Source organism: Streptomyces sp. NPDC001770 (assembly GCF_053596135.1).
Genome location: NZ_JBSFFN010000012.1, coordinates 151,969 through 168,038, shown reverse-complemented (window position 1 = coordinate 168,038; position 16,070 = coordinate 151,969). Strand labels below are relative to the sequence as shown.

At 73.3% G+C, this 16,070-nt stretch carries 13 protein-coding genes and 1 pseudogene; 5 read left to right on the top strand and 9 right to left on the bottom strand.

Features of this window, described 5'->3' with window-relative positions; genetic code table 11:
* Window positions 1-53: 53 nt before the first annotated feature.
* Window positions 54-1,553 (bottom strand): SCO1417 family MocR-like transcription factor, encoded by a 1,500-nt coding sequence (locus ACWCSV_RS13785; RefSeq protein ID WP_451141742.1) that lies wholly within the window; start codon window positions 1,551-1,553, stop codon window positions 54-56.
* Window positions 1,554-1,653: 100 nt separating this feature from the next.
* Between ACWCSV_RS13785 and yczE the strand changes: the two genes are divergently transcribed.
* The 4 genes from yczE to ACWCSV_RS13765 all read left to right on the top strand — a co-directional run bounded on the left by yczE (window position 1,654) and on the right by ACWCSV_RS13765 (window position 5,155).
* Complete coding sequence (gene yczE, locus ACWCSV_RS13780; RefSeq protein ID WP_451141740.1) at window positions 1,654-2,322, top strand: membrane protein YczE; 669 nt, start codon at window positions 1,654-1,656, stop codon at window positions 2,320-2,322.
* On the top strand, window positions 2,319-3,083 hold the full coding sequence (locus ACWCSV_RS13775) for a glycerophosphodiester phosphodiesterase (protein WP_451141738.1): 765 nt from the start codon (window positions 2,319-2,321) through the stop codon (window positions 3,081-3,083). Before yczE ends, ACWCSV_RS13775 begins: the two co-directional genes overlap by 4 nt.
* Before the next feature lie 49 nt (window positions 3,084-3,132).
* Window positions 3,133-4,515, top strand: a complete 1,383-nt coding sequence (locus tag ACWCSV_RS13770; protein ID WP_451141736.1) for an MFS transporter — start codon at window positions 3,133-3,135, stop codon at window positions 4,513-4,515.
* 265 nt (window positions 4,516-4,780) lie between these two features.
* Window positions 4,781-5,155, top strand: coding sequence for an RNA polymerase-binding protein RbpA (locus tag ACWCSV_RS13765; RefSeq protein ID WP_007262928.1), 375 nt, complete (start codon window positions 4,781-4,783; stop codon window positions 5,153-5,155).
* Window positions 5,156-5,273: 118 nt separating this feature from the next.
* Here ACWCSV_RS13765 and fxsA read toward each other — a convergent pair whose 3' ends face one another.
* The 4 genes from fxsA to ACWCSV_RS13745 form a co-directional block, all read right to left on the bottom strand.
* A complete protein-coding gene (gene fxsA, locus ACWCSV_RS13760; protein ID WP_451141734.1) occupies window positions 5,274-5,873 on the bottom strand; it encodes an FxsA family membrane protein in 600 nt (199 codons plus the stop codon).
* Window positions 5,874-6,013: 140 nt separating this feature from the next.
* The gene (locus ACWCSV_RS13755) at window positions 6,014-6,913 is read right to left on the bottom strand and encodes a polyprenol monophosphomannose synthase (protein ID WP_451141732.1); all 900 of its coding nucleotides are present in this window, start codon (window positions 6,911-6,913) and stop codon (window positions 6,014-6,016) included.
* A gap of 608 nt (window positions 6,914-7,521) precedes the next feature.
* Window positions 7,522-9,168 carry an amidohydrolase gene (locus ACWCSV_RS13750; RefSeq protein WP_451141730.1) on the bottom strand — a complete coding sequence of 549 codons (1,647 nt, stop codon included), beginning with the start codon at window positions 9,166-9,168 and terminating at the stop codon, window positions 7,522-7,524.
* A gap of 145 nt (window positions 9,169-9,313) precedes the next feature.
* Window positions 9,314-9,754 carry an Lrp/AsnC family transcriptional regulator gene (locus tag ACWCSV_RS13745; RefSeq protein WP_327174629.1) on the bottom strand — a complete coding sequence of 147 codons (441 nt, stop codon included), beginning with the start codon at window positions 9,752-9,754 and terminating at the stop codon, window positions 9,314-9,316.
* Window positions 9,755-10,131: 377 nt separating this feature from the next.
* Between ACWCSV_RS13745 and ACWCSV_RS13740 the strand changes: the two genes are divergently transcribed.
* On the top strand, window positions 10,132-10,527 hold the full coding sequence (locus tag ACWCSV_RS13740) for a hypothetical protein (protein WP_328722830.1): 396 nt from the start codon (window positions 10,132-10,134) through the stop codon (window positions 10,525-10,527).
* Window positions 10,528-10,994: 467 nt separating this feature from the next.
* Here ACWCSV_RS13740 and ACWCSV_RS13735 read toward each other — a convergent pair whose 3' ends face one another.
* The 4 genes and pseudogenes from ACWCSV_RS13735 to ACWCSV_RS13720 form a co-directional block, all read right to left on the bottom strand.
* Window positions 10,995-12,167 carry an acyl-CoA dehydrogenase family protein gene (locus ACWCSV_RS13735; protein WP_451141728.1) on the bottom strand — a complete coding sequence of 391 codons (1,173 nt, stop codon included), beginning with the start codon at window positions 12,165-12,167 and terminating at the stop codon, window positions 10,995-10,997.
* A 362-nt stretch (window positions 12,168-12,529) separates the two neighbouring features.
* The gene (locus ACWCSV_RS13730; RefSeq protein ID WP_451141726.1) at window positions 12,530-12,703 is read right to left on the bottom strand and encodes an SCO1431 family membrane protein; all 174 of its coding nucleotides are present in this window, start codon (window positions 12,701-12,703) and stop codon (window positions 12,530-12,532) included.
* Window positions 12,704-13,139: 436 nt separating this feature from the next.
* A pseudogene (locus ACWCSV_RS13725) lies at window positions 13,140-13,760 on the bottom strand (TetR/AcrR family transcriptional regulator); the annotation flags it as partial.
* A 75-nt stretch (window positions 13,761-13,835) separates the two neighbouring features.
* Window positions 13,836-15,854, bottom strand: a complete 2,019-nt coding sequence (locus tag ACWCSV_RS13720) for a CASTOR/POLLUX-related putative ion channel (protein ID WP_451141724.1) — start codon at window positions 15,852-15,854, stop codon at window positions 13,836-13,838.
* Between the last annotated feature and the right edge of the window lie 216 nt (window positions 15,855-16,070).

Genomic DNA, 16,070 nt, shown 5'->3' with positions numbered 1-16,070 from the left:
TAAGGACCCCACAGGTCCCTGCCCGCCCGTCGCCCGTTTCCGTCCCGGGGTCCTCAGGCCACGAAGGTCCGCGGCACGTCGGCGCCCGCCCCCGCGCCGGCCCGGACCAGCGCCGCGGCCGCGGCCAGCCGTGCCGCCGCCTCGTCCGCCACCGGGCCGCCCACCGTGAACGGCAGCCGGACGTACCCCTCGAACGCCCCGTCCACCCCGAAGCGCGGCCCGGACGGCACCCGTACGCCGACCCGCTCGCCCGCCACCGCCAGGCGCGACCCGGAGAGGCCGCCGGTGCGCACCCAGAGGGTCAGGCCCCCGCGCGGCACCTGGAACTCCCAGTCGGGCAGCTCCCTGCGCACCGCGGCGACCAGGGCGTCACGGTTGTCCCGGGCCTGCTCGCGCCGGAGCCCGACCGCGTCGGCCCAGCCGCCGGTGTTCAGAAGCCAGTTGATGGCGAGCTGCTCCAGGACGGGCGTCCCCATGTCCGCGTAGGCGCGGGCGGCGACGAGGCTGCGGATGGTGTCGGGCGCCGCCCGGACCCAGCCGATCCGCATCCCGGCCCAGAACGCCTTGCTGGCCGATCCCACGGTGATCACCGTGCTGCCGGCCGGGTCGAACGCGCAGACCCTGCGGGGCATCTCCACGTCCTCGTCGAGGACCAGCTCGTGCATCGTCTCGTCGACGACCAGGACCGTGCCGGCCGAGCGCGCCGCCTCCACCAGACCGCGCCGCTGCTGCTCGTCGGCGAGCGCGCCGGTGGGGTTGTGGAAGTCGGCGACGACGTAGGCGAGGCGGGGGGCGGCATCGCGCAGGACCTGTCGCCAGCGGTTCATGTCCCAGCCGCCGAGCCCGTCCCGCATGGCGACGGGCACCAGCCTGGCGCCCGTCTCCCGCATCAGCTGGAGGATGTTGGCGTAGCTAGGGGACTCGACGGCGATGCGTTCGCCGCGCCCGGCGAAGAGATGGCAGATGGCGTCGATGGCACCCATGGCACCGGTGGTCACCATGATCTGCTCCGGCATGGTGGGGATGCCGCTCCCGGTGTAGCGGTCCGCGATCATCCGGCGCAGGGCGGGCAGTCCGGCGGGGTAGTCGCCGTGCGTGTGGGCGTACGGCGGCAGCTCCTCCAGGGCGCCCTGGACGGCCCGGGTCAGCCAGGGTTCGGGGGCCGGCAGCGAGGCGCAGCCCAGGTCGATCATCGCGCCGAGCGCCTCGGGGGGCAGTGGTTCCAGGCCCCGGGCGGGCAGCGGGTTGCCCGCGGGGACGGCGGTCCAGCTGCCCGCGCCGCGCCGGGACTCCAGGAAGCCCTCGGCGCGCAGCGCCTCGTAGGCCGCGGCGACGGTGGTGCGGCTGACGGCCAGGGCGAGGGCGAGCTCGCGTTCGGCGGGGAGGCGCGCGGCGACGGGTACCCGGCCTTCCAGCACCAGCAGCCGTACCCCGTCCGCGAGAGCGCGGTAGGCGGGCGGTTTCCGGGTTCCGGGGAGGCTGGGACGGGAGAGCGGGGCCTGGAGCTGGCGCGCGAGCTGGGCGGCCCCGACGGTCGAAGTCCACTGAGCCATGAAATCAGTCCACCTTCCTCGGATTGGCCATGGCTTGCGGCCAATCTCCCGCCACAGAGTGACATGAGCCGGTCCACCACGATCACAGCAGGGTGCAGCCATGTCCGCCACCGCCGTCCCGCACCACTCCTCTCTCCTCCGCCGCCTGGTGCGGCTCTACGCAGGCCTGGTCCTGTACGGCGTGAGTTCGGCGCTGCTGGTCGTCGCCGGGCTGGGGCTGGAGCCCTGGGGCGTGCTGCACCAGGGGATCTCGGAGCTCACCGGCGTCGCCATCGGGACGGTGTCGATCGGGGTCGGCGCGATCGTGCTGCTGCTGTGGATCCCGCTGCGGCAGCGCCCGGGGCTGGGCACGGTCTCCAACGTCTTCGTGCTGGGCCTGACGATGGACGTCACGCTGGCGCTCGTCCCCGAGGCGCACGGCCGGCTGGTCCGGACCGCGGTGATGGTGGTGGCGGTCGTCCTGAACGGGATGGCGACCGGCCTCTACATCACGGCCCGGTTCGGTCCGGGCCCGCGCGACGGACTGATGACCGGTCTGCACCGGGTGACCGGCCGGTCGGTGCGCCTGGTGCGCACCGTGATCGAGGTGGCCGTCGTGGCGGCCGGGTTCGCGCTCGGGGGCTCGCTCGGGATCGGGACGGTCGTGTACGCGCTGGCCATCGGGCCGCTCGCCCAGTTCTTCCTGCGCCTGTTCGCCGCCCCCGGGCCGCCCGAAGCGACCGGGGCCGTTGCCGGGCGGTCACCGGAGGCGGTCATACTTCCGCGGTGACCTCAGGACGCCACCCGTACCTCGACCATCCGTCGACGATCCCGTTCGCCCACCGCGGCGGCGCGGCCGGCGGGCTGGAGAACACCGCCGCCGCCTTCCGCCGGGCGGCGGCCGAGGGGTACCGCTATTTCGAGACGGATGTGCACACCACGGCGGACGGCCGGCTCGTCGCCTTCCACGATCCGACCCTGGACCGGGTCACCGACGCCGGGGGCCGGATAGCGGACCTGCCGTGGAGCGAGGTCCGGCGGGCCCGGGTGGACGGGCGGGAGCCCCTGCCGCTCTTCGAGGACCTGCTGGAGGAGTTCCCCGGGGCCCGCTGGAACGTCGACGTGAAGGCCGAGTCCTCGCTCATCCCCCTCCTCGCGCTGATCCGCCGGACGGACGCCTGGGACCGGGTGTGCGTCGGCTCGTTCTCGGAGGCCCGGGTGGCCCGCGCGCAGCGGCTCGGCGGCCCCCGCCTGGCCACGTCGTACGGCGTGCGGGGCGTACTGGCCCTGCGGCTGCGCTCGCTCGGGATCCCGGCGCCGCTGCGCCGTGGGGCGGTGTGCGCGCAGGTGCCGGTGAGCCAGAACGGCATCCGGGTCGTCGACCGCCGTTTCGTCCGAACCGCGCACGCACTGGGCCTCCAGGTCCATGTCTGGACGATCGACGAGGCGGCCGAGATGACCGCCCTTCTCGACCTGGGCGTGGATGGCATCATGACCGATCACATCGGAACGCTGCGTACGGTGCTGAGCGAGCGCGGGACCTGGTCCTGACGCCGGTCCGGCCGGACATGATCCGAACAGACCGAGCAGGGGGCGCGGGTTGAGTACCGGAACCACAGGAACGGCGGAGCCGACGGAACCTGCCGGGCGGCCGGGGGACGCGGCGGAGGCCGTCGCGCGCAAACGGGAGCAGCGGGGCTGGTACTTCTACGACTTCGCGTGTTCGGTGTACTCCACGAGCGTGGTCACCGTCTTCATCGGGCCCTATCTGACCTCGGTGGCGAAGGCGGCCTCCGACTCCGAGGGGTTCGTGCATCCCTTCGGCATACCCGTGCGGGCCGGGTCGCTCTTCGCGTACGCGGTCTCCGCTTCGGTGGTCCTCGCGGTCGTGCTCATGCCGATCGTGGGGGCGGCCGCGGACCGTTCGGGCCGCAAGAAGCCGCTGCTCGCGGCCGCCGCCTACACGGGTGCGGCGGCCACGACCGGGATGTTCTTCCTGGACGGCCACCGGTATCTGCTCGGCGCCCTCCTGCTGATCGTGGCCAACGCGGCGATCTCGGTGTCGATGGTGCTGTACAACTCCTACCTGCCGCAGATCGCGGGACCCGACGAGCGGGACGAGGTCTCCTCGCGGGGCTGGGCGTTCGGCTACACCTCGGGCGCGTTCGTCCTCGTCCTCAACCTGGTCCTCTACTCCGGGCACGACTCCTTCGGCCTGACCGAGTCGGAGTCGGTGCGCGTCTGCCTGGCCTCCGCCGGTCTGTGGTGGGGCGCTTTCACGGTGGTGCCGCTGCGTCGGCTGCGCGACCGCCGGACCGCGCCGGGCGGCGAGGGCGCCGTCGGCTCGGGCTGGCGGCAGCTGCTCGCCACTCTGCGCGACATGCGGCGCCACCCGCTGACGCTCGCGTTCCTGCTGGCGTACCTCATCTACAACGACGGGGTGCAGACCGTCATCACCCAGGCCTCGGTGTTCGGCTCCGAGGAGCTCGGCCTCGACCAGACGACGCTGATCACCGCCGTCCTGCTGGTGCAGATCCTGGCGGTGGCGGGCGCGCTCTGGATGGGGCGGCTCGCCCGGTTGTACGGCGCGCAGCGCACGATCCTGGCGTCGCTGGTGGTCTGGACGCTGATCCTGGTCGCCGCCTGGTTCCTGCCGTCCGGGGCGCCGGTCTTCTTCTACGTCCTGGCGGCGGCGATCGGGCTCGTCCTCGGCGGGAGCCAGGCCCTCTCCCGCTCCCTTTTCTCGCATCTGGTCCCGCGAGGCAAGGAAGCCGAGTATTTTTCCGCGTACGAGATGAGTGACCGCGGACTCAGCTGGCTGGGCCCGCTGGTGTTCGGCCTGGCGTACCAGCTGACCGGCAGCTATCGGCAGGCGATCATCTCGTTGGTGGTGTTCTTCGTCGTCGGTTCGGTACTGCTCGCCAGGGTGCCGGTACGGGCCGCCGTGGCCGCCGCGGGCAATCCCGTACCGGAACGGATTTAGACGTTGAAGTAAAAGGCCGGTAGTGTACGCCTTTGGCCTGCCCGGAAAGACCGTTACTGCGCGTGGATGACGTCAAGCTGTTGAGTGACACATCCGTTCAAAAGTGACAAACCGGGCAGCGGTGGGTATTCAACCCTGATACAGCAGCGGCAAGACGGGCGACGCATGGCCGGCAACGGGAATCTTTACCGCCGAGCGGACGTTGACCGGATGACGACGACAGCGACACCTGTCCTGTGGGCGACAAGCCCGGGAGGCACGATTCATGAGTGAGCGAGCTCTCCGCGGCACGCGACTCGTGGTTACCAGCTACGAGACGGACCGCGGCATCGATCTGGCCCCGCGCCAGGCGGTGGAGTACGCATGCCAGAACGGGCATCGATTTGAGATGCCCTTCTCGGTAGAGGCGGAAATTCCGCCGGAGTGGGAGTGCAAGGCGTGCGGCGCCATGGCACTCCTGGTGGACGGGGATGGCCCCGAGGAGAAGAAGGGCAAGCCTGCGCGTACGCACTGGGACATGCTCATGGAGCGGCGCACCCGCGAGGAGCTGGAGGAGGTGCTGGCCGAGAGGCTGGCTGTCCTGCGCTCCGGTGCCATGAACATCGCCGTGCATCCGCGGGACAGCAGGAAGTCCGCCTGATCCGCGCAAGCACCGAACGGACGGCCGCACCGCATGCGGCCACTACAGCCGCGGGCCGTGACACAGAACATGTGTCACGGCCCGCGGCTTTGTGCGTCCCGGTGTTTTCGCAGGCCCCTCAGGGGGTCAGCGGGGGCCGGGGGCCCTGGGGTCCGTCGTCGCCGCGCGGGGGCGGCTGCGTGCCGTCCTCGCGGATGACCTCACCCTGGACCACCTTGCCGTCCGGGCGGTGCATACGGGCCTGCTGGAACGTGCCGGAGAGGCTTCCCGGGGCGGCGGCGCCCATCCGGCGCTCCAGGGCCCGCTCGGTGAGCCCGCTGAGGGCCTTGCGGACGGGCGGCACCAGGAGCAGGAGGCCGGCCAGGTCGGAGAGCATGCCGGGGATCATGATCAGGATCCCGCCCAGCATGAGGAAGCCGTTGCCCCGGGCCGCCGGCTGCGGCTCCGGCGGCTCCGTCCCGCCGCCGGGCTGCCCCGGCGCCTGCCGGAGGGTCTCGGTGAGGTTCGAGAAGGCGCGACGTCCGGCCTTCTTGACCACGGCCGCGCCGCCCACGAAGCCCGCCGCCAGGAGCAGCAGGACGGTGAACCCGCCGGCCGCGTCGGCCACCAGGATCAGCAGCCAGATCTCCAGCACCAGCCAGGCGGCGATGGAAAGCGGCAGGAATCTGCGGACGCGCGAGCGCCGGGGACGGTTCGTGGGCGGTGTGCCGGTCGTCATGCCCCCAGTGTGCCTGCACGGCGCTGCGAGCGGCGCGGGCGGGGGGCGCCCCGGTGATCTTCCGCCCCGGTTGCCGGCCCGGTTCCGCCCCGGTTCCGCCCCGGTTCCGCCCCGGTTCCGCCCCGGGGCGGGCGCGCGCGTCAGGAGGGGTCGGCGTCCGGGGCGGTGGAGGCCGGGGCTTCCGGGGTGGTGTCGACTTGGGTCGCGGCGGCGGCGCCCGGTGCGGCCTCGGCCCGGGCTTCCGGGCCGGCGTCGGCGGGGCGGGCGGGCTTGCGGCCGAGCACCTTGTCGGTGACCTTGTTGGTCCGGGCGGTGATGCCCCAGCCGGTGACCCGGAACAGCGCCTCGACCAGGATGTCGCGGCTCATCTTGGAGTCGCCGACCTCCCGGTCCACGAAGGTGATCGGCACCTCCACCACGTGGAATCCGGCCTCCACCGCGCGGCGGGCCAGATCGACCTGGAAGCAGTACCCCTGGGAGGCGACCTCGTCCAGGCCGAGCCCCTCGAGGGTTTCGGTGCGGAAGGCCCGGTAACCGCCGGTCACGTCGCGTACGTCCAGGCCGAGCGCGAGCCGCGAGTAGAGGCTGCCGCCGCGGGAGATGACCTCCCGGCTCTTGGGCCAGTTCACCACCCGGCCGCCCGGCACCCAGCGCGAGCCGAGGACGAGGTCGGCGCCCTTGAGGGCGGTGAGCAGGCGGGGCAGCTCCTCGGGCTGGTGGGAGCCGTCCGCGTCCATCTCGACGAGGACGCCGTAGCCGTGCTCGGCACCCCAGGCGAATCCGGCCAGATAGGCGGCGCCCAGTCCTTCCTTGCCCTTGCGGTGCAGCACGTGCACGTGGGCGTCCTCGGCCGCGATCTCGTCGACGATCTTGCCGGTGCCGTCGGGGCTGTTGTCGTCGGCGACCAGGATGTCGGCCTCCGGGACGGCGGAACGCACCCGGTCGACGATCGGCTTGATGTTCTCGGCCTCGTTGTAGGTCGGGATGATCACCAGGACTCTGCCGAGCGGGTCGTACCGCCGCTGACCGCCGTCGTTCACTAACTGCCCCTTAAAGGTCCGTACGCAGATGCACACCATATCGACCGTCCGGGACCCGTCGTGCGCCCCGGGCGTACGGCGGCGCCCGGACCGCGGGACAGACCCGTGGAAGTGAGGACAGATCAGCGCCGGACCGCGGCGGCTTTCCGGTGAACGAGTGGCGAACCCTCCGACGGGATCCCGGTCCGCACACCGACGGCGGTCCTGCGGATCGGGGCCCGGCGCCCTTCGGGCCGACCTGGCGCCCGCTGGCTGCGGGTCGACCGAAAGCCGTTGTCTACTGGACGTCCGGGCCCCACCCGGGTCGCACCCGCCGACCGGCGAAACCTTCCCTCGCCCCCGAGGCGCGGGCGCTGAACCTGGCTGTCAGTGACGGTGGGCCGGTGCGGCTCACCACCCCGTGACCCAGCGGCGTTCGACGACTGCATGGAGGTTCGACCGGTGGACGTCCTGTGGTGGACCCGGCCGAACCTACCGGCCGGTGACCGCTTTCTGTCAACAACGGCCTGACCAGCGGTCTTGTCTCATATTGCCTGGTCAGCGGCGAAGATCCGCAGGTCGCGTGCGACCGCTCCCCCCATCGATCGGCGGTACGGAAGATCGTCTCATCACTCGTTCGGTCGTACGTAGACAGTCTGTCCGCCCACGACGGTGCTCAGGCAGACGGGGAGATCGGCCTCCGGAGAGAGATCGGGCAGGCCAGGGGTGCCGGAGCGAGGGTCGGTCGACCACCGGGCGACCCGGTCGTCGGGCGCCTGGACGACCAGTTCCGAGGTACGCCAGATCGCGTAGTCGGCCGGAGCTCCGGGCACCAGGATTCCCGCGTCGTCGCGGCCCGCGGCACGCCAGCCGCCCCGGGTGTGGGCGGTGAATCCGGCGCGTACGGAGATCCGGTGCTCCGGGTTCCGGTGGAAGGCGGCGGCTCGCACGGTGCCCCACGGGTCGAGCGGGGTGACCGGGCTGTCCGAGCCGAAGGCGAGCGGCACGCCCGCGCGCAGCAGGGCCGCGTAGGGGTTGAGCGTCGCTGCGCGCTCGGTGCCGAGGCGGCGGGCGTACATGCCGTCCTCGCCGCCCCAGGCCGCGTCGAAGGCGGGCTGCACGGAGGCGGTCAGGCCGAGTTCGGCGAAGGCGGCGATCGTCTCCGGGGTGAGCATCTCCGCGTGCTCGACGCGGTGGCGCGCGGCCCGGACGCGGGCCAGGCCGACCCGCTCGACGGCGGCGCGGATGCCGTCCACGACGGCGGTGATCGCGGCGTCGCCGATGGCGTGGAACCCGGCCTGGAGCCCCGCTTCGGTGCAGGCCGCGACGTGGGTGGCGATCCGGGCGGCGTCCAGGTGGGCGGAGCCGGTGTGCGGGGCGTCGGCGTACGGCTCGTGCAGGCAGGCGGTGTGCGAGCCGAGCGAACCGTCCGCGAAGAGGTCGCCTGCCGCGCCGACGGCGCCGAGCTCACGGATGCGCGCGGCCCCCTTCTCATCCTCGACGTGCTCGGCCCAGAGCCCGAGGACCCGGGGGCCGGGCTCGGCGCCGGCCAGGGCCAGCAGCGAGGTGAAGTCGTCCTCGTCGGAGATGTCGGGGCCGCCGCACTCGTGGACCGTACCGATGCCGAGCGAGGCGGCGTGGCGCAGGGCCGCGCGCTGGGCGTCGGCCCGCTGCCGCACGGTCACGGAGGCGTGCGCGGCGGCGCGTACCGCGTGGTGGGCGTCGCCGGTCAGCGGGCCGTCGGCGCGGTAGCCGGACATCGCCGTGACCCCCGGGACGCGCTCCAGGAGAGCCGTGGTGACGACTGCGGAGTGCACGTCGATACGGGTCAGGTAGAGGGCCCTGCCGCCGGCCGCCTCGTCCAGCTCACGGCGCGACGGGGGCTGCCGCTCGGGCCAGCGCGCGGCGTCCCAGCCGTGGCCGAGCAGGACCGCGTCGGCGGGCCGGCCGTCGGCGAAGGCGCGGACGAGGTCCAGCGCCTCGGACAGGCCGCGGGCGCCCGACAGGTCGAGCCCGGTGAGCGCGAGACCGGTGGAGGTGGTGTGCACGTGGGCGTCGGTGAAGGCAGGGGTGACCAGGGCGCCTTCCAGGTCGACGACCTCGTCGGCGGCGCCCGCGAACGCGTCGGCGGCCCCCTCGGAGCCCACCCAGGCGACATGCCCTCGTTCGACGACCATCGCGGTGGCGAACGGGTCGGCGGGGCTGTGGACGTCTCCACCGCGCAGCAGCACGGTGCGGTGTTCGGGGGCGCTTCGACGGGCGGTGCTCTGGGTCATGGGACCAGTCTCCCGCGTGCCCCCGCGGCACCGGTCCGCGCCCCTCCCGGAACGGCGCGCCGGAGGGGCCGGCGTGGACCGGCGTACGCCCGGCACGGAGCGGTCGGATGCGCGAAGGGCCGGGGCTTCGTACGGGGTGAACCGGTCAGATGCGCGGGGGCCGGGCCTCGTACGGGGTGGACAGGACCACGGTGGTCCGGGTGGAGACCCCGGCCAGCGAGCGGATGCGGGTGAGCAGGTGCTCAAGCTCCAGCGGCGTGGCCACCCGCACCTTGAGGATGTAGTTCTCGTCACCGGCGACGCTGTGGCAGGCCTCCAGCTCGGGCACGCCGGTGAGCCGCTCGGCGATGTCGTCCGGGGCGCTGGGGTCGAACGGTTTCACCGAGATGAACGCGGTGAGGGGCAGGCCGACGGCCTCGGGGTCGACGACCGCGGCGTAACCCCGGATCACCCCGCGCTGCTCCAGCCTGCGGACACGCTGATGAACAGCCGATGTGGACAGGCCCGTGGCCTTGCCCAGGTCGGTGTAGCTCATCCGCCCGTCCTTGACGAGCAACTCCACGATCTGACGGTCCAGCTCCTCCATGCGGTCAACCTATTGCCCAGGGTCCTGTCCGCAAAGTCCCGCGACACGCCCGGCGGGGCCACCGCGGGGTGCCCGGTACGCGGGGACGCGGAGCGGAGGATCGCCCACGCACCGGACATGTACGGGCATTTGCGATGATTGACCACTCGGGCGGGCCGGGTTCGACGGGCCTGGCGTGACTTTGCGGACACGGCCCCGGCCGCTCGGGGGACGGTCCGGAGAAGGCCGGAAGGACCCTTGCGGACCCCATGTGACCAAGGCCACATGTTTACCGCCTGTTGTCCACCCCGCCGGCGGTTACAGCGGAGTCACGGAGGGAAGTGCTTGCTGTGGTCGGGGCCACAGTGCCTCACCGGCCCACTGAGGGGGGACTTCCCATGCAGAGCCTGAAGCTCACCGGTCACAGCGAACCGGAGCCCGTCGATACGGACGAGGACAGCCTGTCCGACGCGTACGACACCTTTGAGATGTACCGGGTCTTCTGCCCGGACTGCGAGCAGCCGATCGCGCTCCTGGCCGACGAGGACGTGTTCCCCGAGCACGCACTCTGCCCGACCCCCTGGAACCCGTTCGTGCTCACCGTCTGCGCCGGGACGGGCCGCGACGCGGCCGAGGCCGAGCCCGCCGACGAGACGCTGGAGGTGCAGGAGCAGGAGACCGCGCTGCTGCTGACGCTCCCCCAGGGGCTCGACTGGCGCATGCAGCCGTTCTCGCACGCCGGGGGTCCCGGCTCGCGCCCGATGCGCATGCCGCAGATGCGCCGCGCCGCCTGAGCTCCCGAGTCCGCCGATCCCGTACCCCGCGCACCGCGACGGCGCCGCCGGCGTGGTGCGGGTACCGGTCCGTGAACCGACTCGAACATCGGCGCGCATCTTTCGTACAGTGACCCGACGCCGCCCCGGGCGTTGGTCCGGTATGACCATCCCGGACACCGCGGCGGGCTCCGGTCGTCGCCGTCTCGTCGCACCGCCATCCGAAGAATCGGTTCCCCGGCCCACGGCACCGCTCCGCCCGCAGCCGGAACCCCGCGCCGCCGCGGGTCGCCCCGGTGCGGGCGCTCCCCCGGCGGGGATGCCGCCCGCCGTCCGGACCCCGTCGGCCGCGCCGCCCTCCGATTCCCCCATCTACGTCGCGCTGCTCCGCGACTGGGAGGGGTCCGGGCGAACCCTGCCGGGCGGTCACGACCGGGAATGGACCCGGATCGTGACCACGCCGGTGTGGTCGGGGCTGCCCCAGCGGATCAGTGCGTTTCGGGGCCGGCGAGGTGGCGGGCGATGACCATCCGCTGGATCTGATTGGTGCCCTCCACGATCTGGAGCACCTTGGCCTCCCGCATCAGGCGTTCGACGGGGAAGTCACGGGTGTAGCCGTAGCCGCCCAGTACCTGCACGGCGTCGATGGTGACGCGCATGGCCGCGTCCGTGCAGAACAGTTTCGCCATGGCGGCCTGCCGGGAGAAGGGCTGTCCGGCGTCGCGGAGCCGGGCGGCCTCCAGGTAGAGCGCCCGGCCGGCCTCGATCTGGGTGGCCATGTCCGCGAGCAGGAAGCGCAGCCCCTGGAAGTCCGCGATCGGGCGCCCGAACTGCCGCCGGTCCGTGGCGTATCGGATGGCCTCGTCCAGTGCGGCCTGGGCGACGCCGATCGCGCAGGCGGCGATGCCCAGGCGGCCGGAGTCGAGCGCGGAGAGCGCGATGGCGAAGCCCTGGCCCTCCTCGCCGACCCGGCGGCCGTCCGGGACCCGTACGCCGTCGAAGTTGAGCTGGGCGGTGGGCGATCCCTTCATGCCCATCTTCCGCTCGGGGGCCGCCGCGTTCAGCCCCTCGGCGTCGCCGGGGACCAGGAAGGCGGTGATGCCCCGGGGGCCGTCGACGCCGGTGCGGGCCAGCACCGTGCAGAAGTCGGCGATGCCGCCGTGGGTGATCCACGCCTTGGTGCCGGTGAGAACCCAGTCGTCACCGTCCTTCACCGCCCTGGTGTGCAGCGAGGCGGCGTCGGAGCCGGACGCGGGCTCGGAGAGGCAGTAGGCGCCCAGGAGGCCGCCGGAGAGCATCGCGGGCAGGTGCGCCTTCCTCTGCTCCTCGGTGCCGAACCCGGCGAGCGCGTGGCAGGCGAGCGAGTGGACGCTGACCCCGAGTCCCACGGTCAGCCGGGCGGCGGCCAGTTCCTCCAGGACCTGGAGGTAGACCTCGTACGGCTGGTCGCCGCCGCCGAAGGCGGAGTCGTACGGCAGACCCAGAAGGCCCGATTCGGACAGGAGGGAAAAAAGCTCGCGCGGGAAGTGGCCCGCCTCCTCCTCGTCGGCCGCCCTGGGCGCGATCTCGTTGGCGACGATGTCGCGGACCAGCATGAGCAGTTGCCGGGACTCCTCGGTGGGCAGACGGCGTTCCACCTGCTGCGGGGCTCGGTCGGGCATGACGGCGCTCTCCTCCCTGTCGGGCGTGACGGCGGACGGGCCCGGGGTGGGGAACCGCGTTCGCCGAGTGGTCCGGGCGGGGCCCGGCACAAGCGGTGCGTGCCCAGCCGATCCTGCCCTTCCGGATCGCGGAAGATGCCGGTCAGCGGCTGTGGCGCGTCGAGTATGCCCGATCGGGGCGCCGCCGTCACGGGGCCGCGGAGGCTGTGATCATCCGTCAGGGGAAGCTGCCCGGCGGCTCGTGCGCGTCACGGCCGGACGCCGCGTGCGTCACGGCCGGCCGTCCCGGTGCGTCACGGTCGGCCGTCCCTGTGCGTCACGGTCGGCCGTCCCTGTGCGTCAGGGTCGGCCGGACGCGGCAGTCACATGAGTCCCGCCCGGGTGACGAGAAGGGCGAGGACGACGACGAGGGTCCAGCCGAGGACGTGTTCCAGGACCTTCGGCCCCCGCTCCTCCGGACCGCCGGTACGGGCGCGACGCGCGCGGCGGGAGAGGTGGAGGTGGAGCTGTTCGGCGGCTGCGGTGGTCGCGGTCATGGCATCTCGCTCGGTCGTGCGGCAGTGGAGTGTCCCCCGACCGCACCACAGTGCCCGAGAGCCGCCGCCCTGCGGAAGGAGATCCCCGTCACCCCGGCCCCGCGCGCACCGGCCTCCGGGGACGGACGCACCAGCGGGCACAAGGGGCGGGGCGCGGAGGGGTATCCGGTGCGGGGCAGCGGCTGTGCCCGACACCACATGCGGCACACGCCGGGTGGGGGGGGTGAGCGGGCGCGCGGAGGGCGGGCCGGGCGCCGGAGCGTCAGCCGGTGGCGGGAGTGCCGCCGCGGTCGGACGGCGCTCCGTGCGCGGTCTCGTGCGCCTCGTCACGCGCTGCCTCGTGCGCGGTGCCGTGCGCCGCTTCACGCGCTGCTTCGCGCGCTGCCTCGCGCGCGGTTCCGTGCGCCGTCTCCGGCGCGGCTCCGAGGGTGGCGAGGCCGCGGCTCAGCAGGGAGAAGGCGTGGTCGGCGTCGGCGAGGGCTTCGGGGCGGACGTCCTCGGCGGACCTGCCGTCCACGATCCGCTGCCAGTTCGCCATGGCCAGGATGCGCTGGGTGGCGACCAGTTGGCCGGCCAGCAGCCGGGGCGTGATCTCCCGGGATTCCCCGTCGAGGGTCTCGGTGAGGGCGCGGGCCAGCTCCTCCTCGGCGCGGGCGAGGTACTGCGCGGAGCGCGCGACGAGGCCGGGGGTGGAGTGGAGGAGGCGGTGGAAGGCGAGGACGGCCTCGTGGTCACTGAGTCCCGTGACGGGGTCGCCGGCTTCCAGCCCCTCCACGAAGTGCCGGTGCAGGGCGTCGAGCGGGCCCACTCCGGCCGGACGGTTCCGCACCACCTCGGCGGCCTCGTCCTGGTGGTCGGCGAACCGCTGGACGACCAGGTCCTCCTTGGTGGGGAAGTACCGGAAGAGCGTCGGCTTGGAGACCTCGGCGGCGGCGGCGACGTCGGCGACGGAGACCTGGTCGAATCCGTGCTCGAGGAAGAGCGCGATCGCGACCTCGGAGATGGTCTCCCGCGTCCGCTGCTTCTTGCGCTCCCGCAACCCCATAGACCCGTCCACCCGGCAAGTCTAGGACGTGTCGTCGAAGTGCCGTCGTCCGGCCGGAGACCGGCGGAAGGCACTCGGCGAGACGTCTCAGAGGCGGCCCTTGCCGACGGGACCGGCCCGGTAGGTGTCCCGGTACGCGCCCCGGCGCGGCGGTCCGGACCCGGCGGCGGTGTTCCCATGAGGCGTCCCCACCACGACCACCTGGTCCCCGGCACTCCACACGCGCCGCTCGCCCTTGGGCGGATTGAGCCGGACGCCGTGGTCCGTACCCGGGGCGGACCGGTCGTGGCAGCGGTAGCCGATCGCGCAGTCGCCGCGGTCGCGGGCGGCTGCGACGACGGTGGCGAAGGTGGTCTCGGCGCCCGTACGGACGTACGTACTGGCGGGGCGCAGCAGGACGTTCGCTCCGTCGCCGGCGAACAGCTCGTCGAAGACCGGGGCCAGATGCCGGTTCTGGGTGATCTGGGCCATCAGCAGTCCGGTGAGTTTGCCGCTGACGATGACGTCGGAGCCGTGGTTGACGGGGGCCAGCGGGCGGTTGCGGTCGTCGGTGAGCTCGGTGACGACGCGCAGCTCCCGTCCGGCGCGCTCCTCCAGCAGCCGCAGGGCCAGCAGAGTGACGAGAGTCCAGTCGTCGGGGTGGTCCGGGCCCTCGCCCGGATCGGGTCCGAGGACGACCAGTCCGTCGTACGGGGTGAGGTCGAGCCCGAGCAGTGCCTCGGGCCGTGACAGCGCGGCGGACCGGAACCGCACGGCAGCGCCTTCGGGTGTGCCGTTCACCGACGGGGGCGCCGTCGGTGTGCCGATCCCGGGTTCCCTCGGCGCGGGGACCGCGCTGTCGGTGATCACGTCCAGGACGGAACCGGGGCGGGCGGTGTCCCGCAGCTGGCCGACGACGAGCGGGGCGCGCCGGTTCCAGCCGAGCACCAGCAGGCGGGTCGGGTCGTCGGGCGGGGGGTCGCCCGTGGCGGTCGCGGCGGGATCGACCAGATGCCGGCAGTCCTCCACCCGTGTGCTGCCGTCGTCGCGGGCGAGCACGATCAGGCGGCTGCCCGGCTCGACCGGGGTGCCGGCCGGTGGGCTGAGCAGCGTACGGCCGTCGGGCGTGAGGAGACCGACCGCGCAGGAGTCCGGATGGCCCAGCAGGGCGTTGCCGAAGGTGTCCCCGTGGAAGGCGGTGGCGTCGGCGAGGTGGAACTCGTCGCCGGCGAAGTCGAGGAGGTCGCGGAGTACGAGGGAGAGTCCCGGTCTGCCGACGCACTGGGCGATCAGCCGGGCGGTGACGGTGTCGGTCTCCAGGACCGTGCCGCGCGGGCCGGCGGCCAGTCGCGCGGGGGCGCGGTACCGGTCGTCGCGCACCGCGGCGAGCACCGGCGGCCCGTCGGTGTCCTCGCCGAGCACGGCGCGCAGCGACAGCAGGACCCGGAGCACCTCCGCGTCCGCCGCGGGTTCCCCCGAGGGCAGCACCAGTACGGTGCTCGCCGTGTGCGGGCTGACGAGCGCGAGCACGTCGGGATCGCTCGCGGGGCCGCTGCGGCAGACGAGGCGCCCGCGGGCGGACGGCGGGAGGTGGGCGGCGAGCGCGCGTTCCATCTCCGCCTTGTCCCGGTCGGCGAGCAGGACGACGGCCCGCGGCCGGTGCGGGGCCTGGGCCGCAACCAGCTCGCTCACCACGGTGGTCGCCTGGTCCGACCAGCCGAGTACGACGACGTGCCCGTGCTCCAGGACCCGCGACCGGCCCCGGCTCAGCTCCGCCATACGGTCGGCGAGACCGGTGGTGACCACCCCCACCAGGGTCGACACGCCGAGCAGGGCGACCAGCCCAAGCAGGGCCGACAGGGCCAGCCGGAGCGGGGCGCCGGTGGCCGAACCCAGGCGGAGCGTCTCGGCGCTGGTCCGCCACACCGCGGTCAGCCGGTCCGCCAGCGACCTGGGCACGGCCGGGTCGGTCCACACCAGCACCGTGCTCACCGGGACCACGACTGCCAGGCAGATCAGGACCAGCCAGCCCATCAGGGTGCCGGTGGACCGTGCCAGCGTCCGGTCGAACCGGTAGCGCGCCCGGTCCCGCAGCGGTGCCGGTGGCCTCCCCTTGACTGGTTCCACGGTCACTCCCCTCACGCCCGCTCCCGCGCCGCCCGCGCCCGGCGCGGGGGTGACGGCACCACCCGCCCCTCCCGCACCGTGGCGCCTCCGATGTCGGGACACGCCGCATTCGGGGGTAGGTTCACCCTTTCGAGCGGGGCGCCACGGGCCGGTGGGGCTGCGATCCGGTCCACCGGGGCCGTATCCGGGTCCGGTCCGTATGGCCGTATCCGGGTT

Coding starts and splice junctions, on each gene's coding strand:
- ACWCSV_RS13785 (WP_451141742.1), bottom strand. CDS start 1,553: ATGGCTCAGTGGACTTCGACCGTCGGGGCCGCCCAGCTCGCGCGCCAG.
- yczE (WP_451141740.1), top strand. CDS start 1,654: ATGTCCGCCACCGCCGTCCCGCACCACTCCTCTCTCCTCCGCCGCCTG.
- ACWCSV_RS13765 (WP_007262928.1), top strand. CDS start 4,781: ATGAGTGAGCGAGCTCTCCGCGGCACGCGACTCGTGGTTACCAGCTAC.
- fxsA (WP_451141734.1), bottom strand. CDS start 5,873: ATGACGACCGGCACACCGCCCACGAACCGTCCCCGGCGCTCGCGCGTC.
- ACWCSV_RS13750 (WP_451141730.1), bottom strand. CDS start 9,168: ATGACCCAGAGCACCGCCCGTCGAAGCGCCCCCGAACACCGCACCGTG.
- ACWCSV_RS13745 (WP_327174629.1), bottom strand. CDS start 9,754: ATGGAGGAGCTGGACCGTCAGATCGTGGAGTTGCTCGTCAAGGACGGG.
- ACWCSV_RS13740 (WP_328722830.1), top strand. CDS start 10,132: ATGCAGAGCCTGAAGCTCACCGGTCACAGCGAACCGGAGCCCGTCGAT.
- ACWCSV_RS13735 (WP_451141728.1), bottom strand. CDS start 12,167: ATGCCCGACCGAGCCCCGCAGCAGGTGGAACGCCGTCTGCCCACCGAG.
- ACWCSV_RS13730 (WP_451141726.1), bottom strand. CDS start 12,703: ATGACCGCGACCACCGCAGCCGCCGAACAGCTCCACCTCCACCTCTCC.